General features: G+C 71.5%; 19 protein-coding genes. 7 read left to right on the top strand and 12 right to left on the bottom strand.

Annotated features, from left to right (window positions below; genetic code table 11):
- Positions 1-37: 37 nt before the first annotated feature.
- The 3 genes from nudC to C8E87_RS20130 form a co-directional block, all read right to left on the bottom strand.
- Entirely contained in the window at positions 38-1009 is a 972-nt protein-coding gene (nudC, locus tag C8E87_RS20140; RefSeq protein WP_133874532.1) for an NAD(+) diphosphatase, read from the bottom strand.
- A complete protein-coding gene (locus C8E87_RS20135; protein WP_133874531.1) occupies positions 1006-2325 on the bottom strand; it encodes a M16 family metallopeptidase in 1320 nt (439 codons plus the stop codon). Before C8E87_RS20135 ends, nudC begins: the two co-directional genes overlap by 4 nt.
- Positions 2326-2389: 64 nt before the next feature.
- Positions 2390-3703 (bottom strand): M16 family metallopeptidase, encoded by a 1314-nt coding sequence (locus C8E87_RS20130; protein WP_133874530.1) that lies wholly within the window; start codon positions 3701-3703, stop codon positions 2390-2392.
- 168 nt (positions 3704-3871) lie between these two features.
- Between C8E87_RS20130 and C8E87_RS20125 the strand changes: the two genes are divergently transcribed.
- The 4 genes from C8E87_RS20125 to C8E87_RS20110 are packed head-to-tail and all read left to right on the top strand — an operon-like array spanning position 3872 to position 6974.
- Positions 3872-4282, top strand: a complete 411-nt coding sequence (locus tag C8E87_RS20125; protein ID WP_133874529.1) for an RrF2 family transcriptional regulator — start codon at positions 3872-3874, stop codon at positions 4280-4282.
- Positions 4279-5352, top strand: coding sequence for an ABC transporter substrate-binding protein (locus C8E87_RS20120; RefSeq protein WP_133874528.1), 1074 nt, complete (start codon positions 4279-4281; stop codon positions 5350-5352). The genes C8E87_RS20125 and C8E87_RS20120 overlap by 4 nt, the downstream gene beginning before the upstream one ends.
- 13 nt (positions 5353-5365) lie before the next feature.
- Entirely contained in the window at positions 5366-6121 is a 756-nt protein-coding gene (locus C8E87_RS20115) for an ABC transporter ATP-binding protein (protein WP_133874527.1), read from the top strand.
- A complete protein-coding gene (locus tag C8E87_RS20110; protein WP_133874526.1) occupies positions 6111-6974 on the top strand; it encodes an ABC transporter permease in 864 nt (287 codons plus the stop codon). Before C8E87_RS20115 ends, C8E87_RS20110 begins: the two co-directional genes overlap by 11 nt.
- On the opposite strand, the gene C8E87_RS20105 is transcribed toward C8E87_RS20110, so the two are convergent.
- On the bottom strand, positions 6975-7865 hold the full coding sequence (locus C8E87_RS20105; protein ID WP_133874525.1) for a hypothetical protein: 891 nt from the start codon (positions 7863-7865) through the stop codon (positions 6975-6977).
- 35 nt (positions 7866-7900) lie between these two features.
- Positions 7901-8098 (bottom strand): hypothetical protein, encoded by a 198-nt coding sequence (locus C8E87_RS20100; protein ID WP_133874524.1) that lies wholly within the window; start codon positions 8096-8098, stop codon positions 7901-7903.
- Positions 8099-8218: 120 nt separating this feature from the next.
- Here C8E87_RS20100 and C8E87_RS20095 point away from each other — a divergent pair, with 120 nt between their 5' ends.
- Positions 8219-8932, top strand: a complete 714-nt coding sequence (locus C8E87_RS20095) for a lysophospholipid acyltransferase family protein (protein ID WP_133876952.1) — start codon at positions 8219-8221, stop codon at positions 8930-8932.
- Positions 8933-8992: 60 nt separating this feature from the next.
- On the opposite strand, the gene cspE is transcribed toward C8E87_RS20095, so the two are convergent.
- Positions 8993-9196 carry a transcription antiterminator/RNA stability regulator CspE gene (cspE, locus tag C8E87_RS20090; RefSeq protein ID WP_015625344.1) on the bottom strand — a complete coding sequence of 68 codons (204 nt, stop codon included), beginning with the start codon at positions 9194-9196 and terminating at the stop codon, positions 8993-8995.
- 223 nt (positions 9197-9419) lie between these two features.
- On the opposite strand from cspE, the gene C8E87_RS20085 reads away from it, so the two are divergent.
- Positions 9420-9830, top strand: coding sequence for a pilus assembly protein CpaE (locus C8E87_RS20085; RefSeq protein WP_133874523.1), 411 nt, complete (start codon positions 9420-9422; stop codon positions 9828-9830).
- Here C8E87_RS20085 and C8E87_RS20080 read toward each other — a convergent pair.
- The 5 genes from C8E87_RS20080 to C8E87_RS20060 form a co-directional block, all read right to left on the bottom strand.
- The gene (locus C8E87_RS20080) at positions 9827-13207 is read right to left on the bottom strand and encodes an ATP-dependent helicase (RefSeq protein WP_133874522.1); all 3381 of its coding nucleotides are present in this window, start codon (positions 13205-13207) and stop codon (positions 9827-9829) included. The two genes, C8E87_RS20085 and C8E87_RS20080, sit on opposite strands and share 4 nt — an antisense overlap.
- A 16-nt stretch (positions 13208-13223) precedes the next feature.
- The gene (locus tag C8E87_RS20075; RefSeq protein WP_133874521.1) at positions 13224-13436 is read right to left on the bottom strand and encodes a hypothetical protein; all 213 of its coding nucleotides are present in this window, start codon (positions 13434-13436) and stop codon (positions 13224-13226) included.
- On the bottom strand, positions 13436-17761 hold the full coding sequence (locus C8E87_RS20070; protein ID WP_438866185.1) for an ATP-dependent helicase: 4326 nt from the start codon (positions 17759-17761) through the stop codon (positions 13436-13438). The genes C8E87_RS20075 and C8E87_RS20070 overlap by 1 nt, the downstream gene beginning before the upstream one ends.
- Before the next feature lie 413 nt (positions 17762-18174).
- The gene (locus tag C8E87_RS20065) at positions 18175-18726 is read right to left on the bottom strand and encodes an LOG family protein (protein ID WP_133874519.1); all 552 of its coding nucleotides are present in this window, start codon (positions 18724-18726) and stop codon (positions 18175-18177) included.
- A 1-nt stretch (position 18727) separates the two neighbouring features.
- Entirely contained in the window at positions 18728-19507 is a 780-nt protein-coding gene (locus C8E87_RS20060; RefSeq protein WP_133874518.1) for an LOG family protein, read from the bottom strand.
- Between the two features lie 180 nt (positions 19508-19687).
- On the opposite strand from C8E87_RS20060, the gene C8E87_RS20055 reads away from it, so the two are divergent.
- Positions 19688-19879: a hypothetical protein gene (locus tag C8E87_RS20055; protein ID WP_133874517.1), complete on the top strand. Its 192-nt coding sequence runs from the start codon at positions 19688-19690 to the stop codon at positions 19877-19879.
- Here the strand turns inward: C8E87_RS20055 and dapE are convergent.
- Complete coding sequence (dapE, locus tag C8E87_RS20050; RefSeq protein ID WP_133874516.1) at positions 19876-20946, bottom strand: succinyl-diaminopimelate desuccinylase; 1071 nt, start codon at positions 20944-20946, stop codon at positions 19876-19878. The two genes, C8E87_RS20055 and dapE, sit on opposite strands and share 4 nt — an antisense overlap.
- Positions 20947-21003: the final 57 nt, after the last annotated feature.

The following is a 21003-nucleotide window of genomic DNA, read 5'->3' as shown; positions in this document are numbered from 1 at the left end:
GCGTGAAAACTTTTCTGATTAGATCAAGTTGAAACCCTTAGCGGGTGAAACCGTCCAACCACCGCTCAATCAGATAGAAAGCGATGGAAGAGGGCATCGGCAGACCCATCGGGACACCGCTGTCCGGATCGTGGTAATCCCCGGCGATCATCTTGGCCACGGCATCGCGGGTGAACCAGCGCGCGTCGTCGATCTCGGCCGGGTCGAGCGTCATCGGCTTCCCGGCGTCCGCCGTGGCGTGGAAGCCGAGCATCAGCGAGCCGGGGAACGGCCAGGACTGACTGCCCGCGTACGTCAGTGAGGTGAGCCGCAGCCCGACCTCCTCACCGACCTCGCGGGCGACGCTGGCCTCGGCCGACTCGCCCGGCTCGACGTAACCCGCGAGGCAGGAGAAGCGCAAACCGCCGTCGGCGCCCCGTCCCCAGGCGGCGTTGTGCCCGAGCAGGCAGCGGCCCTCGGGACCGGGCACGCCGTCGTGCACGAGCACGATCATCGCCGGGTCGGTGCGGGGCCACATCATGTTGCCCTCGGTGTCCTTGCGCGCCCAGCCCGCCTCGACGGCCGTGGTGGGCAGGCCCGTACGGGGGGAGAACTTGTGGCTCGCATGCCAGTTCGCCAGGGCCACGGCCGCGGTGAACACTCCGGCGTCCCGGGCGTCGAGCCGGTGGCCGACGTCGCGCAGGGTGACCGCGCGGGTGCCGGCGATCTCGGGCAGCGGCGCGTCGACCGTCCACAGCGGCGTGCCGTCCGGGTCGACGCCGAGGAACCAGCGCTCGGCGTCGGGCGCCTCGGCCGCGGGCAGCAGCACCAGCTCGTCGCCGGCCAGCAGGGCCCGGCCGCCCTTGCTCAGGTCGACCACCAGCACCAGGCCGCGGTCCCAGGCCGCGGCCAGCCACTCGTCGTCGGTGCGGTGCTCGGCGGCCCGGTCGAGGGTGCTGCGCGCCAGCGGCGGGGCGTCGACCCGGCCGCCGGGCTGCTCGCGGACGTCCGGCTCCTCGGGTGCGCTCACTCGGCGCTTCGTTCCAACGCGGTCAGAGCGGACAACGGCGCCGCCACCTTTTCCGCGTCACCGAGCACGACAGTGACCGCCCGGGTCGGCGCGAGGAAGCGGGCGGCCGCGTCGGCCACCTGCTCGCGCGTGGCGGTGGCCAGGGCTGCGGAATACTGCCGCAGGTGGTCGAGGCGCAGGCCGAAGCTCGCGTACATGCTGGCCAGACCGGCCAGCCCGGCCTGCGTCGACATGCCCAGCCGCAGGGTGCCCAGGGCGTACCGCCGGGCCTGCTCGAGCTCGTCCTCGGCGGGCGGCAGGCTGGCGATGCGGCCCAGCTCGTACAGGGTCTCGAGCAGAGACGGGCCGGTGACCTCGGTGGCGACCTCGGCCGAGACCACCAGGGCCGAGCCGGCCAGGTAGTGCTCGATCGAGGTGTGCGGGCCGTAGGTGTAGCCCTTGTCCTCCCGGATGTTCTCGACCCAGCGGGACGAGAAGTAGCCGCCGAAGACCAGGTTGGCCAGCTGCAGGGCGGCGTAGTCGGGATCGGTGCGATTGAGGGCCGGCAGCGCCATGCGCAGCGACGACTGCACCGCGCCGGGCCGGTCGACGAGCAGCAGCGGGCCGGGCTCGAGCGGCGGGGTGGGCGGCGCCTCGGACTGCTTGGCCGGGCCCGTCCAGCTGCCGAGCGCCTTCTCGGCCGCGTCGATCGCCTTCTCCGGGTTCAGGTCGCCGACCAGCACCAGCACGGCTCCCTCGGGACGGACCCGCTCGGCGTGCAAGGTGCGCAGCGCGGCCGGGCGGACCGAGCGCACCTGGTCGGGCTCGGGCGTCTGCACCGCGTACGGGTGCTTGCCGAACATCCTCTTGAGCAGAGCCGTACGGGCCAGATGCGCCGGCTGCGTCAGGGCGACCTGGATGTGGTCGACCAGGCGGTCGCGCTCGGTCGCCACCTCCTCGTTCGGATAGGCGGGGTCGGTGAGCACCGCGGCCAAGATTTCGAGCATGCGGTCGAGGCCAGACGCGAGCGAGTTGCCGGTGATCAGCAGCCGGTCGGGGTCGAGGCCTGCCGACAGGCCACCGCCGACCGCCTGCAGCTCGGCCGCGATGTCGACGCTGGACATCGTGCTCGTGCCGGTGAACAGCGCCTGCGAGAGCAGTGTGGCCCGGGGCAGCGGGGCCTTGCCGAACGGCACCCGCAGCCTCAGCTCGACCAGCGGCACCGCGGCCCGCCGGATGGCGATCACGGTGAGGCCGCCGGCCAGCGTGCGCTCGGCCTCCTTGGGCAGCTTGAGCTTCGCGTCGGGAATCAGGTCAGGCAGGGTCTTGGCGCTCATACTGTGTCTCCTCCGGCATGCCCTCGTGGCCCTACGCCTGCTTCGCTCGCTCCGGTGCAGTCGGTCATGCCCCGGCTCCGGCTCCGGGGACGACCTCTACGGTGGCGCGCCGCTCGGGGCGCAGGGTGGCGGCCGCGGCGACGATCTGCGCCTCGGTGACCTCGCCGACCAGCTTGGGCAACTCGTTGAGCAGCTCGGGGCGGCCGCGCTGCAGTTCGAGCACCGCCATCGGCAGCGCCCGGCCGAGCACCGCGTCGGTGTCGCGCAGCAGGTGGGTCGCGATGCGGGCCTGCACCCGTTCCAGCTCACCGGGCTGCAGGCCGTCGGTGGCCAGGCGCTCCAGCTCCTCGTCGACCGTGCGCAGCACCTTGTCGGCGTCGCCGCCGGGCGGCATGTGCGCCTGCAGCAGCATCGCCGTGGGGTTGCGAACTTGGAACTCGTCGCCCATGAAGCCGATGTAACCGCCGATGCTGGTGACCGTACGGTCGCGCTGCACCAGGCGTTCGACCAGCCGGGACGCGTCGCCGTCGGTGAGCACCTCGGCCAGCACGACGTACGGCAGGTAGTTGCCGAAATCGCCGATCGGGTCCGGCACCCGCCACGCGCTGGCCACGCCCGGCAGCGGGGCGAGCCGGTCGGTGTAGGTGTCGCGCTTCTCAGCGGTCAGGTCGGGCTCGTCGAAGCTGGGCAGCTCGGGGGCGGGCCGGGACGGGACGTCGCCGAAGTGCCGGTGGATCATCTCGGTCGCGGTGGCCACGTCGAAGTCGCCGGCCACGGCCAGGGTCGCGTTGCCGCAGGCGTAGTAGCGGTCGAAGAACGACTGCGCGTCCTGGACGGTGGCGCTGTCGAGGTCGCCGAACGAGCCGTACCCGTCGTGGGCGTTGGGGAAGGTCGAGAACATCACCGGCGGCAGCCGCAGCCACGGGAACCCGCCGTACGGCCGGTTCAGCACGTTGACCCGGATCTCCTCCTTGACCACGTCGATCTGGTTGAGCAGGTTCTCCTCGGTGAGCCGCGGCCCGCGCATGCGGTCGGCCTCGAGGAAGAGCGCCCGTTCGAGGGCGCCGGAGGGCAGCACCTCGAAGTAGTCGGTGTAGTCGAGGTGGGTCGAGCCGTTGAAGGTGCCGCCGGCGCCCTGCACGTGCCGGAAGTGCGCCAGCTTCTCGAGGTTCTCGGAGCCCTGGAACATCAGGTGCTCGAAGAGGTGGGCGAAGCCGGTGCGGCCCTCGGGCTCGGAGCGGATGCCCACGTCGTACACGACCGCGACCCCGACGACCGGGGCGCTGCGGTCAGGCGTCAGCACCACCCGCAATCCGTTGGCCAGGGTGAATCGCTCCACCGGGTACTTCGTCGCGGGGATCTTGATTCTGCGCGCCACGAAATGACATTAGCGCCTTCCGAGGTCAACGTCGCGACTGCAGGTCACCACGTGGACACCCGGAGGCATTCCGGTAAGCGGCCCGGCCTTGACTCCAATCTCCACCTAGACCATCATTCCCATCAACTAGATAGGCGAACGCGGGTATGGCGGGACAGGGAGGGGAACGTGTACGTCTCGGCGCGCACCGACTACGCCGTGAGGGCCATGCTCTCGGTCACGGTGGAACATCCCCGCCTGGTCAAAGCGGCGACCCTGGCCGCCGCCCAGGAGATCCCGCTCAGCTTCCTGCAGGGCATCCTGCTCGACCTGCGCCGCGCCGGGCTGCTGCACAGCCACCGCGGCGTCGACGGCGGGTACGCCCTGGCCCGCCCGGCCGAAGAGATCACCGTCGGAGACGTCGTGCGGGCCGCCGGGGGCGCGCTCGCCACCGTCCGCGGCTTGCCCACCACCCACGCGACCTACCACGGCGCCGCCTTCGGGCTGCACGACGTGTGGGTCGCGGTCGAGGAAGCCATCGAGGGCGTCGTCGACCACAAAACCCTGGCTGAACTCTCCACCATCAAGGAGTCCGCATGAGCTCCCGCACCATACGTGCGCTTGCTGTCGCCGCCGCCGCCCTGCTGTCCGCCTCGTTGCCGGCCGCCTGCGGTGGCGACGACGAGGGTTCGTCCTCGTCTTCGGGCGGCGGCAGCGCCGAGGCCGAGTCCCTCCGACTCGGCTACTTCCCCAACATCACCCACTCCCCCGCGCTGGTCGGCGTCAACAAGAAGTTCTTCGAGACCGCGCTGGGCAGCACCAAGCTCGAGACCAAGACGTTCAACGCCGGCCCGGCGGCCATCGAGGCGATGTTCTCGGGCGCGATCGACGCCACGTACATCGGGCCCAACCCGGCCATCAACGGCTGGGCGCAGTCCAAGGGCAGCGGGCTGAAGATCATCGCGGGCAGCACCTCGGGCGGCGCGGGCCTGGTGGTCAAGGAGGGCATCAACACCCCGGCCGACCTCAAGGGCAAGAAGATCGCCACCCCGCAGCTCGGCAACACGCAGGACGTCGCTCTGCGCGCCTGGCTCAAGGAGCAGGGTCTCAACGCCGACCAGCAGGGCGGCGGCGACGTCTCGGTACTGCCGCAGGAGAACGCGACCGCGGTGCAGGCCTTCGCCCAGGGCGCGATCGACGGCGCCTGGGTGCCCGAGCCCCACTACAGCCGGCTGATCCTGGAGTCCAAGGGCAAGGTGCTCGTCGACGAGAAGGACCTGTGGCCGAACGGGCTGTTCGTCACCACCCACCTGATCGTCAGCCAGGACTTCCTCAAGAAGTACCCGGGAACGGTCAAGAAGCTGCTGCAGGGCCACCTCGAGTCGCTCGACTTCATCGAGAAGAACGACGCCGAGGCCCAGACCGCGGCGAACGCCCAGCTCGAGGCGCTCAGCGGCAAGCCCCTCAAGGACGAGGTGCTCAAGTCGTCGTTCAAGAACCTGACCTTCACCGCCGACCCGGTCGCCTCGTCGCTGTTCACCAGCGCCAAGCACGCCGAGGACGTCGGCCTGCTCAAACCCGTCGACCTCAAGGGCATCTACGACCTCGGGCCGCTCAACGAGCTGCTCAAGGCCGCGGGCAAGCCCGAGGTCAGCGACGCGGCCGCCTGAAGGGTTTGAGCTCATGAGCCTCCTGCGACAGAAGACCGGATCGGTCGTACGGCTGGAGAACGTCTCCAAGAGCTACGGCGATCTGCTGGCCCTCGACCGGGTCTCGCTCACGGTCGGCCAGGGCGAGTTCGTCTGCCTGCTGGGCGCGTCCGGCTGCGGCAAGAGCACGCTGCTCTCGCTGGTGGCCGGGCTGGACGGGATCACCGGCGGCACACTCGACACGGGCGGCCGCAAGGTGTCGCTGATGTTCCAGGAGGCCGCGCTCTTCCCGTGGCTCTCGGTCCGGGGCAACGTCGAGCTGCCGCTGCGGCTGCAAGACGTGTCCCGGCCCGAGCGCCGCAAACGGGCCGAGGCGCTGCTCGGCATCGTGCGGCTCACCGGCTTCGCTGACAAGCGGCCGCACGAGCTCTCCGGCGGCATGCGCCAGCGGGTGGCCCTGGCCCGCGCGCTGGCCCAGGAAGCCGACATCCTGCTGATGGACGAGCCGTTCGGCGCGCTCGACGCGATGACCCGCGACATTCTGCACGACGAGCTGGAGCGGATCTGGCGCGAGCAGCAGCTGACCGTGCTGTTCGTCACGCACAACGTCCGCGAGGCGGTACGGCTGGGCGACCGGGTCATCCTGCTCAGCAGCCGTCCGGGCCGGGTGATCGAGGACTACCCGATCACCCACGACCGGCCCCGGCGCATCGACTCCCCCGAGGTGTCCGGCCAGGCCGCCGAGATCACCGACCGTCTGCGCGCGGAGGTCGCCCGCCATGCCCACTGACACCGCGACCGAGAGCGCCGAGGTCGCCGGGCTCGACGCGCTCGAACTGCAGCCCCAGCGTCAGAAGGGCAACCTCGGCAAGCGCATCTGGAGCAGCGCCTGGCCGAAGTTCCTCGCGATCGCGATCGTGCTGCTGGTCTGGCAGATCACGGTCTGGTCGGAGTGGAAGCCGATCTACGTGCTGCCCTCGCCGGCCACGGTCTTCACCGATCTCGGCAACGTGATCGCGACGGCCGACTTCTGGGACGGCGTACGGGTGACCATGACCCGCGCGTTCACCGGCTTCCTGCTGGCCGTCCTGATCGGAACCGTCATCGGCGCGCTGGTGTCGCAGTTCGCGCCGCTGCGGGCGGCCATCGGCTCGCTGATCACCGGTCTGCAGACGATGCCGTCGATCATGTGGTTCCCGCTGGCCATCCTGCTCTTCCAGCTCAGCGAGAGCGCCATCCTGTTCGTGGTCGTGCTGGGCGCGGCCCCGTCGGTGGCCAACGGGCTGATCAGCGGCATCGACTACGTGCCGCGGACGTGGCTGCGGGTCGGGCAGGTGCTCGGCATGCGGGGCGTGTCGAAGTACCGGCACCTGATCCTGCCGGCGTCGCTGCCCTCGTTCATCTCGGGTCTCAAGCAGGGCTGGGCGTTCTCGTGGCGCAGCCTGATGGCCGGTGAGCTGCTGGTCATCGTGCCGGGGGCGCTGTCCATCGGCGTGCGGATGCAGCAGGCCCGTGATCTGACCGACTCGAGCCTGGTGATCAGCTACATCATCGTCGTGCTGGTCATCGGCATCCTGATCGACGTCCTGTTCAACACCGCCGACAACGCCCTGCGCCGCCGCTGGGGCCTGCTGGGCAGCTGATCAGACCGGCCGGACCGAGGCGAAGACCTCGTCGATCGCGCGGTCCCACTGCTTGTGGGTGCCGGGGATCGAGACGTACAGGACGGCCGCGGTCGTCTTGCCGACGTCGATGACCGCCACCGCGGACAGCTCCTCGGTGGCGGTCAGACCGGCGGCCGAGAAGTGCAGGCGGAACTCGCTCACGTACGCGGGACGCCCGCCCAGGGTCGTGAGCTCGTCGCGAATCGGGTCCATCGTGTTGGGCTGGGGGTAGTACTCCGCCCGCACGTCCGCCGCCACCTGCCGGCCGACGCATTCGAGGTTGAGCGTCACCGCGTCGTTGTCGGCCGCCGGCACCGCGGCCGACAGGATCGAGGCGTGGTAGCTGCCGCCGCTGTACTGCTCGGTGACGAAGTGCTGACCCACCCGGTAGGGCACCTCGAGCGTCCCGGCGCGCCAGACGTCGGTCCACGGTTCCCAGGGCGCGCCATAGGCCTTGTACGAGATGCCGGCCTCGGTGTCCGTGGTACGCGCGCCGGTCACGGGCGGCAACGCACCTGGCGCTCGGGTCGGCGCGGCGCTCGGCGAGCCCGTCGGGGCCGGGCAGGCCTGGGCCAGCGGAGGGCGCACGTCTGTCGGCGCCTCGGCCCGGGACCGGAACGGGTCGCCGCCTCCCGAGAACACCACGATGAGCACGACAGTCAGGCCGACGGCGAGGATCGCGCCCGCGATGCCGGCGAAGATCAGCATCTGTTGCCGGCGCCGCTTGGGTCCGTCCGGCTGTGGGGACTCGGGCTCGTCGGGGGGCGGTGGCTGCCGCGGCGGGGCGCCCGGAATGGTCGTGACCAGGCCGGAGCCGAACCGGTCGCCTGGCTGCTGCCAGGGCGGGGTCACCGGAGTCTGCTCGGACATGAATCCCAGTGAACACCACGATCCTGAGGACCCGGTCACGGCGTCGGCGTGGTGTGTCCTTCCGCGGCGCCGAACAGGGCCGTCACCTGCTGCCAGAACGTCGGGCTGACGTCGGGATAGGCGGTCGCCGGCGAATACCACGGCGCGAACGCCACGACCAGAACCAGCGCGAGGCCGACGACGGCGAGCCCGAGCACAAAACCGAACTCCCGGCGGGCGGATGGTCCGCGCATGCCGGTACCTCCATGATCACGTCCGAGAGAAAACAGCCGATAATGCTTAAGACGCACGATCGGGGCCGGACGTTGCACCTGTCCCAGGAGAAGTTCAGCGACTTCCGCTACCTTCTTGCCATGGAACTCGTGTATCCGCCGGTCGTCGCCCTTGCCAAGACGATGTTCCGGGTGCTCGATCTCAAGATCCAGATCGATGGCGCGGAGAACATCCCGCGCGAGGGCGGGGCGGTGCTCGCGAGCAACCACGTGAGCTATCTCGACTTCATCTTCTGCGGCCTGGGCGCCCAGCCGGCCAAACGGCTCGTCCGTTTCATGGCGAAGAAGTCGGTGTTCGACCACCGGGTGAGCGGCCCGTTGATGCGCGGCATGCGGCACATCCCGGTCGACCGTGACGCCGGCGCAGCCTCGTTCCGCGAGGCCAACAAGGCGCTGCGCGACGGCCAGATCGTCGGCGTCTTCCCCGAGGCCACGATCAGCGAGTCGTTCACGGTCAAGGAGCTCAAGTCGGGCGCCGTACGCCTGGCCCGCTCGGCCAAGGTGCCGCTGATCCCGATGGCCGTCTGGGGTCCGCACCGGCTCTGGACCAAGGGGCACAAGAAAGAGCTGACCAAGCGGCACGTGCCGGTGCTCATCAAAATCGGCGAGGCGCTCGACATGCCCAAGGGCACCTCGCCCGACGCGCTCACGGCCGCCCTCAAGGTGCGCCTCAGCGCCCTGCTCGACGCGGCCCAGCGCGAATACCCCGAGAAGCCGTCCGGCCCCGAGGACCGCTGGTGGCTGCCCGCTCACCTGGGCGGAACGGCGCCGCTGCCGGAAGCCGCTCCCGTCTGAGCCTTCGCCGGGCATGCAAAAGGCGCCGCACCCCGAGGGGCGCGGCGCCTTTCCGCTACATCAGAGCGGGCGGATGTTCGCGGCCTGCGGGCCCTTCTGGCCCTGCGTCACCTCGAACTCGACCCGCTGGTTCTCGTCCAGGCTGCGGTAGCCGGAGGTCTGGATTGCGGAGAAGTGGGCGAAGACGTCGGCGCCGCCGTCGTCCGGGGTGATGAACCCGAAGCCCTTGTCCGCGTTGAACCACTTCACAACGCCGGTAACCATGATCGTCTCCTCGACGGTCGATCGCTCACGCCCAGTATGAACGGGAGCGAGGTAATAAGACCCGCACTTCGCGAGTCTCGTGTTGTAGTACTGATCGCCCGTACCGGAGAAACCCGGGTTACGACAAAGAGCGCCTGGGGCAGACTTCCCCACAGGCGCTCCTGAGTACTTGGGAACCAAACTGACAACGCGGAGAGCTTAACACGTTCAAGGAGGTCCGCCGGTGATCGGCGTACAACTGGCACAGCAGCTCAAGGAGGCCGGCCTGAACTGGAAGCCGGCGCTCGGCGACCGCTTCGCCATCCCGGACCACGACCTCGACGACGAGATGTTCGTGCTCAGCAACATGACGATCGAGGTGCACGCGATGCCGGAGGGCCCGGTGATCGGCTTCAACGGCACCACCGAATGGGCCCTGGACGACGTCGGGATGGACGAGACGGTCTGGTTGCCCCGGGAGGACCAGCTGCGGGAACTTCTCGGCGGCACGTTCCGGGAGCTGCGGCGCGGGCGGGCCGGGTACGAGGTGGCGATCGACCTGCTCGGTGAGGAGCGCGTGTTCGCGGCGGAAACGGCCGAAGCCGCGTACGCGGGAGCTCTTCTGCACCTGCTCGCCGCGGCCGGAGCCGCCTAAATCACCCGTTCGGGCAGTCTCTCCACCAGCGCCGCGAGCTGGGCCGCGTCCAGCAGGTCGACCGGGCGGACGGTGACCTGATCGCGTACGTAGTGGAAGCCGGCCCGCACCCGGTTGAGCGGCACGCCGGCCAGGGAGGCCCAGGCGATCCGGTACGCCGCCAGCTGCACCGCGGCGGCGTCGGCGTCGGCGCCCTCGGGACGGCGGCCGGTCTTCCAGTCGATCACATCGAACCGGTTGGCCGGGTCGGCGAAGACGGCGTCCATGCGCCCCCGCACCACGACCCCGGCGATCGTGGTCGCGAACGGCACCTCGACCTCGATCGGCGTGCGCTCGGCCCACTCGCCGGACAGGAAGGCCTGCTGCAGCGCGACCAGCTCGGCGTCGTCGGCCGCGTCGTCGTCGGCCGCGCCGGGCAGCTCGTCGATGTCGATGAGGCGGACCGCGCCGAACCGTTGCTCCAGCCACGCGTGGAAGGCCGTGCCCCGGCGGGCGTGCGGCATCGGCCGGTGCGGCACCGGGCGGCGCAGCGACCGGGCCAGCGCCTGCGGGTCGCGTTTCAGCACCACGAGTTGCGACACCGAGAGATGCGGCGGCAGGGCGACCTCGATCGGGCCGTCGCGGCGGGACCGTTCGTCCCGCTCGGCCAGCAGCAGGTCGGCCTCGCGACGCCAGCGGGCGATGTCCGGATCCGGCGTGTCGGGGATGCCCGCGAGCTCAGCGGCCAAGCCGGCGCGCGCGGCGATCTCAGGATCCGCCTCGGCCAGCTCGGCGAACCCTTCGGCAGCCTCAGGGTCACGTCCGGCGATCATGCGGCGGATCAGGTCGGCGGCGGCCGCCATGGCCGGGCGGCGCAGGCCCAGCGGGTCGAACGGCCACTGCGCTGAGACAACCGCCTCGGCCGCCGGGTTGGTCGCCCCGGGCGCCGGCTCGGGCGTCCAGACGTCGACCACGCCGGCGCCTTCCTCGCAGGTCGCGCGAATCTCGTCGAGGAACACCGACGGGCCGCGCGGGCGCTTCACGCCGTCGCCCCACCAGTAGCCCGAGGCCAGCAGCAGACGGCGGGGACGGGTGACGGCCACGTAGGCGAGCCGGCGTTCCTCCCGCTCGTCGTGCTCCCGCCAGGCCGCCCCGAACGCGGAGACCGCGTTGACCACGCCCTTCTGGTCGACGGCCTCGGACAGATCGAGCTTGGGGAGGCCGTCGGCGTCGCCGCGCAGCGGGAACGGCAGCACGCCGATGCCCATCAAGAATTGGTCGGAGTTGCGGACCAGGCCGGGCCAGACCCCCTTGCTCAGCCCGGCGACCGACACGACATCCCACTCCAGGCCCTTCGCGGCGTGCGCGGTGAGGATCTGCACCGCGCCCTCGACCACGTCGACCTGTCCCGGTTCGAGGCCTCGTTCCTCCTCCTCGGCCGCGGCCAGGAAGGCGAGGAACCCGGCGAGGGTGCCACCGTCGGTCTCGGCGCTGTAGCGGGCGGCGGTGTCGGCCAGCGCGTCGAGGTGCCCCCGGGCCAGCCCGGCGTCCCCGGCCGCCCAGCCCCGCACCGCGACCTCGACGTCCAGGCCGATCGTGCGCTCGATGTCGGCCACCAGGTCGGGCAGCGGCTGATCGAGGCGCTGCCGCAGGGCGCTGAGCTCCCGGCTGTACGCGTGCAGCCGCCCATAGCCCTCGGCCGAGTACTGCTGCGGCGCGCCCAGGTCGGCCATCGCCTCGACCAGGGTGGCGTCGTCGAGGCGGTCGGCGACCACGTCGTCGGGCTCGGCGCCGGTCACCACGGCGGCCCGGGCTGCGGCCAACCCCCGGGCCCGGCGGTGCAACGCCACCAGGTCACGTGGGCCGATCCGCCAGCGCGCCCCCGTGAGCAGGCGCAACAGCGAGGCGCCGTCGGTCGGGTCGGCCAGCACCCGCATCGTGCAGACGACGTCGCGGACCTCCGGCGTGTCGAGCAGGCCGCCCAGGCCGACCACCTCGACCGGCAGACCCCGGCGGCGCAGCGCGTCCTCGAGGGCCGGAATCTGGCTGCGCACCCGCACCAGCACCGCGCTGGTCGGCCGCTTCTCGACCGGGATCTCCTCGGGCAGCGCCTGCGGCATCCCGGCGATGATCCGCCAAGCCGTGAGCATCGAGTCGCCGATCCAGTCGGCCTCCTCGGCGAACGTGGGCAACAACGCGCAAGCCACCGTACGGCCCCCGACCGCACCCGACACCCGCTCGGCCGCGCGCAACTCGGTCACCCGGGCCCCGAACGCGCGCAGCGGGGCGGACAGTGTGTTGGCCACCCGCAGGATCTCCGGGCGGTTACGCCAGCTCCGGGTCAGGCTGCCGACCCGGGCCGGCTCGCCGCTGGGCAGCGTGAACTCCTCGGGGAAACGGTCGAGCGTGCCCGCCGAGGCGCCGCGCCAGCCGTAGATCGACTGGCAGGGGTCGCCGACCGCGGTCACCGGGTGCCCGCCGCCGAACAACGCGTTCAGCATGGTGACCTGGGCGTGGCTGGTGTCCTGGTACTCGTCCAGCAGCACGATCCGGAAGCGGCCGCGCTCGATCTCGCCCACCTCGGGATGGTCGCGGGCCACCAGCGCCGCCCGGGCCATCTGGTCGCCGAAATCCATCGCCTCCAGGTCGATCTTGCGCTGGTTGTAGAGGCGGACCAGCGGCAGCAGGGTGAGCCGCTGACGTTGCCGGGCCAGCACGTCGGCGACGTCCTTGTAGACCTTGCCCGGCAGTTCCTGCACGTCGGCGAAGAACCGGCCGGTCCAGGCGGCCAGCTCGTCCGGGGAGACCAGGTGCTCGGCCAGCTCACCGGAGAGCGCCAGCACATCGTCGGTGACGGTGGTCGGGGCGCGGTTCACGCCGGTCATCTCGCCCGTGTACGACCGGACCAGGGAGTCGACGATCTGCCAGCGGGCGGCCTCGGTGAGCAGGCGCGCCGACGGCTCGAACCCGGCGCGCAGGCCGTGCTCGGTGACGACCCGGGCCGCGTACGAGTGATAGGTCGAAATGGTGGCCTCACCCGCGAACGCGTCGTCCCGGCCGAGGCGGCGGACGAGTTGGCCGAGCCGGGCACGCACCCGGTGGGCGAGCTCGCCGGCGGCCTTACGGGTGAACGTCAGGCCGAGGATCTCGTCGGGGTGGGCGTAACTGTTGGCGACCAGCCAGACAACCCGCGAGGCCATCGTCTCGGTCTTGCCCGAGCCGGCGCCGGCCACCACGAGCAGCGGCTCCACCGGGGCCGAGATGATCGCGGACTGCTCGGCGGTGGGGCGTGGCAGCCGCAGCAGGTGGGCCAGCTCCTCCGGGGTGTACCGGGGGCCGGAATCGGCACGCCGCCGCGGGGCCGCCGGTTCTTCGGCGAAAAGGCTCGGCTGGGTCACTGGGGGTTGCTCGCGTTCACTTGCCCTCGTCCACGCTGTGCGCGTTCATGCTGCCCTCGCCCACGCTGTGCGCGTTCATGCTGCCCTCGCCCACGCTGTGCGCGTTCATGCTGCCCTCGCCCACGCTGTGCGCGTTCATGCTGCCCTCGCCCACGCTGTGCGCGTTCATGCTGCCCTCGCCCACGCTGTGCGCGTTCATGCTGCCCTCGCCCACGCTGTGCTCGCTCATCAGCCCTCGTCGACGATCTGGCGGCCCTTGCCGGAAATGGGGCAGCTGGTGCGGACCGGGCAGACCCGGCATCGGCTGTTGGCGACGGCCGAGAAGGTGGCCGCGGCCATCGTGTCGGCGGTGCGGCGGACCATCTCGTACGCCCATTGCGGGTCGGCGGCCTCCGCCAGTGGCAGCTGCATCTGCTCGCGGGCGTCCTTGCCCGGCCCGAGCTGCACCAGCGCCGCCCCGCCGCTCTCGGCGCCGTAGTCGGCGAACGCCCCTGCCTCGACGGCGGTCTGGTAGCCGGCGAGTTGGGCGTGCTCGGCCACGTCGGCGGCCGCCACCGCGGTCGACTTGCCGGTCTTGAGGTCGATGACGACCAGGCGGCCGTTCTCGTCGACCTCGAGCCGGTCGACACGGCCGGTGAGCTGGATCGGCCGCTTCTCGTCCTCGATCCGGACGGTGAACTCGTGCTCGATGGCCAGCAGCCGACGGGGGTTGACAGCCAGCCAGCGCAGCAGCTTGTCGACCATGCCCTGGGCTCGGTCCTGCTCGGGGCCGGCCAGCCATCGGGCGGCCAGCTCGATCGCGTCGAACCGGGCGCTGACGTACTCGACCAATTTCTCGCGGTCGGCGTTGGCGTCCTCGGCCAGCATGGCGGCCGCGTGCACGAGGTTACCCACGCCCTGGGCCGGCCCCGGGGGCGCGGCGCCACCGTGCCGTTCGAGCAGCCAGCGCAGGCTGCAGCGCAGCGCGCTCTCCATCGAGGACGGGGTGACCTTGACCGGTTCGCCGTCGTCGACGAGCGGCCGGTCGTCGGAGAGCGGGCGCAGTCCCCACCACTCGTCCGGGTGCGCGCCGGGCACTCCGGCGGCCGCGAGCCGAGCCAGTTCCGCGGCCGCGGCGCGCCGGCGGGCGGGCGTCTGGTCACTGCCGACCACCACCGTACGCAGCTCAGCCACCAGCGCGGCCAACGTCAGCGCCCGCGGCGGCCGGCCCACCGGCAGTTCGTCCGGCTGATCGACCGGCCCGGCCTCACCCGGATCGTCGTCGGCGGGCTCCTCGGCCGGCCACTCCCCCAAGACCGCGAACAGGTCCGGCTCGGCGTCCGGCACCTTGTTCGTCAACCGCTTCGTCCCCCGCGGCGACGGGATGACTTGCGCGGCAACACTCGCCCGGCGCCCGCCGCCGTCGTTACCGCCCGCCGCGCCATAGGCATCGCGAGAACCCGTCGCTCCCCCACGCACTGCGGGAGACGTGTCCACATCCCGCGGCGCCACCAAATCCCGATTTAACGGATTTGTTCGAGATGCCGAATAGGGCCGATCCTCATGCGGAGACTGCGGACGACCGAGATCCGTGCTCGGCCGGCCATCCCGCCGCTCGACCTCCGGGGACTGCGGGTTGTCAGGGTCGGTATCCGACGGCCCCTCCTCCCGCACCACATCCGGGGACTGCGGGTTGTCAGGGTCGGTGTCGGACGGCCCGCCCTCCCGCTCAACGTCAGGAGACTGCGGGTTGTCAGGGTCGGTATCGGACGGCCCATCCTCCCGCACCACATCCGGCGACTGCGGATTGTCAGGGTCGGTATCCGACGGCCCACCCTCCCGCTCAACGTCAGGAGACTGCGGGTTGTCAGGGTCGGTATCGGACGGCCCATCCTCCCGCACCACATCCGGCGACTGCGGATTATCCGGATCCGTATCCGACGGCCCACCCTCCCGCACCACATCCGGCGACAGCGGATTGTCGGGGTCGGTGTCGGACGGGCCGGCCGGGTCGGGGTTGTTCGGGTCGGGGTCCCACAGGTTGGGGCCCGGGTCTTCGGGTGGCGGCGGAGGCGGATGCCCCGGCCCGCCGTCGGGCACGCCCAGCTCGGTCAGGAAACGGCTGGGCTGCTCCTCGCCCTCGGAGCCGCCCACCCCGGCCGACGCCACGGCGGTCACGATGAGCTTGTGGCGGGCCCGGGTGGCGGCGACGTAGAACAGCCGGCGTTCCTCGTCGAGCAGCGCCGATGTCTGGCCGACCACGGCTGCCTGCCCCGGCGTGTCGCGGCCGGCGAGCACGTCGACCAGGCGTTCCGAGCCGAGCAGGCTGCCGCGCAACCGCAGGTCGGGCCAGATGCCCTCCTGCACGCCGGCCATCACGACGACGTCCCACTCGAGGCCCTTGGCGGCGTGCGCGGTGAGCAGCCGCACCGCCTCGCCACGGTCGGCGCTGGGCGCGATCGAGTCGGCCGGCAGGTCCTGCCCGAGCACGTGGTCGAGGAAGACCTCGGTGCGCGCGCCGGGGAGCCTGTCGACGAAGCGGGCCGCCGCGTCGAACAGCACAACCATCGAGTCGAGATCGCGGTCGGCCGCCTCGGCCCGCCACTGCCGCGCCCGGGCCACGTCGGTGCTGTCGCCCGTGGGGCCCGAACGGGTGCTCATCGCATACCAGCGGTCGGCCAGCCCGCTGGCCCGCCAGACCGTCCACAGCACCTGCTCGGCCGTGGCGCCGGGGGCTGCGGCCGCCTCACGCGCGGTGGCGAGCAGCCGGGCCACCTGTTGCGCGGGCACCGCCCAGCGGCGCTCCACCATGTCAAGACCGGCCGGATCCCGTACGGCGTCCACCAGGAGCTCGCCGGACGGGCGCCGGTCGCCCGCGGCCAGCGCCAGGGCCCGCAACCCCTGGCGGAGACGCCGCTCGGCCAGCGGATCGGCCCCGCCCAGCGACGAGTGCAACAGTGCGACCGCGGTCTCCTCGGTGAGCGCGGCGGGGTCGAGCGCACACCGCAGGAGCAGCAGGAACGGCGCGACGGCGGGTTGCAGATGCAGCGGCAGGTCTTCGGCGTGGGTCACCGTCGGCACGCCGGCCGCGGTCAGCGCCCGCTGCAACGAGGGCAGCTGCAGCGACGTGCTGCGCAGGAGGACCGCCATCTTCGACCACGGGACGCCGTGCAGCAGATGGGCCTCGCGCAGGGCGTGAGCCACGTACGCCGCCTCGGCCGTCGCCGCCCGGAATGTCCGGACAACGGCCTCGGCCGGCAACGGGCTCACGGAGGACGGCCGAGGACCGCCACCGGCCGAGGGCGGAGCAACGGAAGCCGCCCCTGCCCCGTCCCCAACGGCACCCGTCGGCACAGAAGCCGGACCGGCGGCGCCGGACGGCCGAGACAAACGGTCAGCGCCGAACGGCCCGGACAGACGCTCGGCGGCAGGAGGCCCGGCCGGCTCACCCGGGGCTGCGGTCGGCGCGGCAGCTGAGGGCGGCGCGACGGCCGCGGGCGGCGGTTCGGGGCCGAGCAGGGGGGCCGGCGGGTGCATGAAGCGGTGCGAGATCGGCCCCCGCATGCGCCGGGCCACCCGCGAGGTGGCGGAGAGCAGCGGGGCGGGCGCGCGGTAGTTCGTGTGCAGCGTCAGCGTCTCGGCGAGCGCACCCGAAGCCGTACGGAATCTGGTGGGGTAAGAGGCGATCACGGCCGGGTCGGCGCCGCGGAAACCGTAGATCGACGAGTCGGGGTCACCGAACGCGACCAGCGGCTTGCCGCCCCCGGCGACCAGGGAGAGCAGCTCGATCTGGGCCGGGTCGGTGTCGGCCAGCTCGTCGACGTAGACGTAGGCAAGCCGGCGGCGTTCGGCCTCGAGCAGGTCGGGGCTGTCGGCCAGCAGCCCGGACGCGGCCCGCACCAGCTCGGCCGGGTCGTAGGCCGCCGAGCCGCGGGTCGTCACGTCGCGCAGGGCCAGGACGGCGACGTACTCGCGGAGGAAACGGGCCGCGGCCGGCCAGTCGTCGCGGCCCAGGCGCTCGCCGAGGCGGGCCAGCTCGGCCGCGTCGACGCCGCGCTCGGCGGCGCGCTGCATGAGGTCACGCAACTGCTGGGCGAACGCCCGGGTGGGCAGGGCCGGGCGCAGAGAGGTGGGCCAGCCGATCGGGTCGGGTTCCTCGGTGTCGCCCGAGACCGCGAGCAGTTCGCGGATGATCAGGTCTTGTTCGGGGCCGGTGAGCAGCCGGGGCGACGGCTCGCCCCGTTCGGCCGCGGCCCGGCGGAGCAGGCCGAACGCGTACGCGTGGAAGGTGCGCACCAGAGGCTCGTGCACGATGCGGCCCGGGTCGGCCGCGATCCGCGCCTCGATGCGGTCGCGCAGCGCGGTGGCCCCCCGGCGGCCGAACGTCAGCACCAGGATGCGTTCCGGGTCGACTCCCTCGGCGATGCGCGCGGCCACCGACTCGACGAGCGTGGTCGTCTTGCCCGTGCCGGGACCGCCGACCACGAGCAGGGGGCCGTCGACGTGGGCGGCCACATAACCCTGCAGGGGGTCGGGCAGGAGCGGCGGCAGCGCTCTCGGGGGACGCCGGACCAGGCGGTACGCCGGGCGGCGCACCGCGGCGGGCGAGGAGACCGGCGTGCTCACGGCATAAAGGAAACCACGCGCGTACGACGTTTTCGAACTGCCGGTTCGGCCGTGCCTCGGGGCACTCCGGCCCGCCGGACAACCTGAAGCAGGGACTCCCGTTGCGACGGCCCCCGAACGAGCACCATGCGAACGTTCGCGGCTGCTCAATTGACGCGTGCCGACCCGCCGTGCAGTGTCGGGCTGAACCGATGCAGCCGCCGTGCCCCGGCGGGCGCGACGCCGTCGGACAGCCGGAAGTGTGCGCGCCGGCGTGTCCCGGTGAGAGCGCGTTCGGCGCGCCCCCGTGCTGTCCGGCGGGTCCGCCGGGGCCCCGGTCACGCCGGGTGGGTGTGGTGACACCCGCCCGGCGTGACCACCCGTCAATCGCGCTTTACCCGTTCCTCGATCGCGTCCAACGCCGCGCCGATCGACTTCACCACGATCACCCGTTCGAGGGCCGCGGCGCGGACGAAGGCGGTGTCGGCGAGCTGCCCCAGCCAGGTCAGCAGGCCGTCGTAGAAGCCTTCGGGGTCGAGCACCACGATGGGCTTGTCGTGCAGGTCGAGGGTGGCCGTGGTCCACACCTCGAACAGCTCGTCGAGGGTGCCGAGACCGCCGGGCAACGTGATGAACGCGTCGGACCGATCGATCATGATGTTCTTGCGTTCGCCCATGTCGCCGGTGACGACCAGCTCGTCGGAGGCCAGGTCGGCCACCTCCCAGTCGACGAGCACCTGCGGGATGATCCCAAGTGTGTGCCCACCGGCGGACCGGGCGCCGTCGGCGACCGCGCCCATCATGCCGACGCTGCCGCCGCCCGAGACCAGCGAGTGCCCGCGGGCGGCCAGTTCCGATCCCGTACGGGTGGCCAGGTCGAGCCACTTCTGTTCGAGGGTGCTCGACGAGGCGCAGAAGACACAGATGGCCGCCACGTCAGAGCTTCCCCTGCGTCTCGGCGAGGGCCACGTCGGCGTCCACGATGATCTGTACCGCCTCGTCCACGTCGTCGGTGAGCTGGATCAGCTCGAGGTCGCTCTCGCTGATCTTGCCGTCGGCCAGCAGCGTCCCCTTGACCCAGTCGAGCAGGCCCGACCAGTAGGACGTGCCCATCAGGATCACCGGGAACCGGGTGACCTTCTTGGTCTGCACCAGCGTGATCGCCTCGAACAGCTCGTCGAGGGTGCCGAAGCCGCCGGGCAGCACCACGAACGCCTGCGCGTACTTGACGAACATGGTCTTGCGGACGAAGAAGTAACGGAAGTCGATGCCGATGTCCACCCAGTCGTTGAGGCCCTGCTCGAACGGGAGCTCGATGCCGAGCCCGACCGACATGCCGCCGGCCTCGGTGGCGCCACGGTTGGCCGCCTCCATCACGCCCGGGCCGCCGCCGGTGATCACCGCGTAGCCCGCCTCGGCGAGGGCGGCGCCCAGGGCCGCGGCCATCTCACACTCGGGGCTGTCGGGATGGCTGCGCGCCGAACCGAAGACGCTGACCGCCGGCGGCAGGTCGGCGAGGGTGTCGAAACCCTCGACGAACTCGGAGAGGATGCGCAGCGCACGCCAGGCGTCCTTGGTCTTCCACTCGCGCCGGTGGTGCGAGTCGAGCAGCTTCTCGTCGGCCGTGCTCGGCGGGATCGACTCACGCCGCAGCGTGACCGCGCCGCGATGACGCTCCGGCGTACCACCGCGTCGCCCGTTGGTGCTGTCCGTCATGCCTAAAAGGTAGTGCGGACGGTCAGTAGCACGGTGAACAACCGGGTGGGTTTCGGTAAGAGGATTGCGGCCCGCCTTCCTTTTTGCCAGATTGAAGCAACGGACGGTAGCTCCAGGGCGTCTGTTCAGTTACCAAGATCTCTCTCGGCCTCGGCCGGGCTCCCGGCTTAAGGAGCCACCGTGACGACCCGATACGAGCGCATGAAGATGCAGCGTCGCATGCAGCGGCGCATCCAACTGGTGGTCGAGGAGCGCCGCATGGCGTTCGCCGATCGGAAGCGGCCGGCCTTCGATCCCGAGACCACCGTGGAGATCCCGCCCGCCAAGGTGGCCCGCGCGATCGGCCGCGTGGCCGTACGACCCGCCCTCTAGGACGACAGCCACCGGTACAGCGTCGCCGCGCCGTCCCGGATCTTGCCGATCTCGACGTGCTCGTCCTGCGCGTGCGCCAGCAACGGGTCGCCCGGTCCGTAGTTGAGCGCCGGAATGCCCAGCGCCGCGAACCGGGCCACGTCCGTCCAGCCCAGCTTGGCCGCGGGCTCGGCGGCGACCGCGGTCAGGAACTCCCGCGCCGGGGCGGCAGCCAGGCCGGGCATCGCGCCGGGCGCGGAGTCGGTCAGCTCCACCTCGAAGCCCTCGAAGACCTCGTGCACGTGCTCGAGCGCCTGTTTCTCGGAGCGGTCGGGGGCGAAGCGCATGTTGACCTCGACCGTGCACGCGTCGGGCACCACGTTCCCGGCCACCCCACCGTTGATCTTCACGGCATTGAGGCCCTCACGGTACGTGCACCCGTCGATCGTGACCGTACGCGGCCGGTAGTCCGCCAGCCGCCGCAGCACCTCACCCGCCGCGTGGATCGCGTTGACCCCGCGCCAGGCCCGCGCGGTGTGCGCCCGGCGCCCGATGGTGCGCACCTCGACCCGCAGCGTCCCCTGACAGCCGGCCTCGACCACCCCGTACGTGGGTTCGAGCAGCACGGCGAAGTCGGCCAGCAGCCACTCCGGGTGGGACTCGGCGACCAGCCGCAAGCCGTTGTACTTGGAGTCGATCTCTTCGGCCTCGTAGAACAGGTAGGTCAGGTCGTAGCGCGGGTCGGGCAGCGTGGTCGCCAGGTGCAGGGCCAGCGCCACCCCCGATTTCATGTCCGCCGTGCCGCAGCCGTAGATCAGGTCGTCGACGACCGTGGACGGGAAGTTGTCGTTGAGCGGCACGGTGTCCAGGTGTCCCGCGAGCACAACCCGCTGTTCACGCCCCAGATCCGTACGAGCCATCACGGTGTTGCCGAGACGGTCCACCCTCAGATGCGAGACCTGCCGCAGCACTTCTTCGACGTGACCGGCGATCGCCTGCTCGTTGCGGGAGACGGACTCGATGTCGACCAGGGTGCGGGTGAGCTCCACGGGGTCGACCAAGACGTCCGGGGTCAGCGGGTTGGACATGACGCGCACGATACCGGCCGGACGTGAATCGTCGCGGGTGCTGGGACTTTAGTAGTG

It is taken from the genome of Paractinoplanes brasiliensis, assembly GCF_004362215.1.
In the GTDB taxonomy this organism is placed as follows: domain Bacteria; phylum Actinomycetota; class Actinomycetes; order Mycobacteriales; family Micromonosporaceae; genus Actinoplanes; species Actinoplanes brasiliensis.
This window is presented reverse-complemented; position numbering and strand designations above follow the sequence as displayed.

Bases quoted from the DNA above. Each gene is read 5' to 3' on its own strand.
- C8E87_RS20120 (WP_133874528.1), top strand. From the start codon at position 4,279: ATGAGCTCCCGCACCATACGTGCGCTTGCTGTCGCCGCCGCCGCCCTG.
- C8E87_RS20100 (WP_133874524.1), bottom strand. From the start codon at position 8,098: ATGCGCGGACCATCCGCCCGCCGGGAGTTCGGTTTTGTGCTCGGGCTC.
- dapE (WP_133874516.1), bottom strand. From the start codon at position 20,946: ATGTCCAACCCGCTGACCCCGGACGTCTTGGTCGACCCCGTGGAGCTC.
- C8E87_RS20110 (WP_133874526.1), top strand. From the start codon at position 6,111: ATGCCCACTGACACCGCGACCGAGAGCGCCGAGGTCGCCGGGCTCGAC.
- cspE (WP_015625344.1), bottom strand. From the start codon at position 9,196: ATGGTTACCGGCGTTGTGAAGTGGTTCAACGCGGACAAGGGCTTCGGG.
- C8E87_RS20075 (WP_133874521.1), bottom strand. From the start codon at position 13,436: ATGAGCGAGCACAGCGTGGGCGAGGGCAGCATGAACGCGCACAGCGTG.
- C8E87_RS20105 (WP_133874525.1), bottom strand. From the start codon at position 7,865: ATGTCCGAGCAGACTCCGGTGACCCCGCCCTGGCAGCAGCCAGGCGAC.
- C8E87_RS20115 (WP_133874527.1), top strand. From the start codon at position 5,366: ATGAGCCTCCTGCGACAGAAGACCGGATCGGTCGTACGGCTGGAGAAC.
- C8E87_RS20060 (WP_133874518.1), bottom strand. From the start codon at position 19,507: ATGACGGACAGCACCAACGGGCGACGCGGTGGTACGCCGGAGCGTCAT.
- C8E87_RS20095 (WP_133876952.1), top strand. From the start codon at position 8,219: ATGGAACTCGTGTATCCGCCGGTCGTCGCCCTTGCCAAGACGATGTTC.
- C8E87_RS20135 (WP_133874531.1), bottom strand. From the start codon at position 2,325: ATGAGCGCCAAGACCCTGCCTGACCTGATTCCCGACGCGAAGCTCAAG.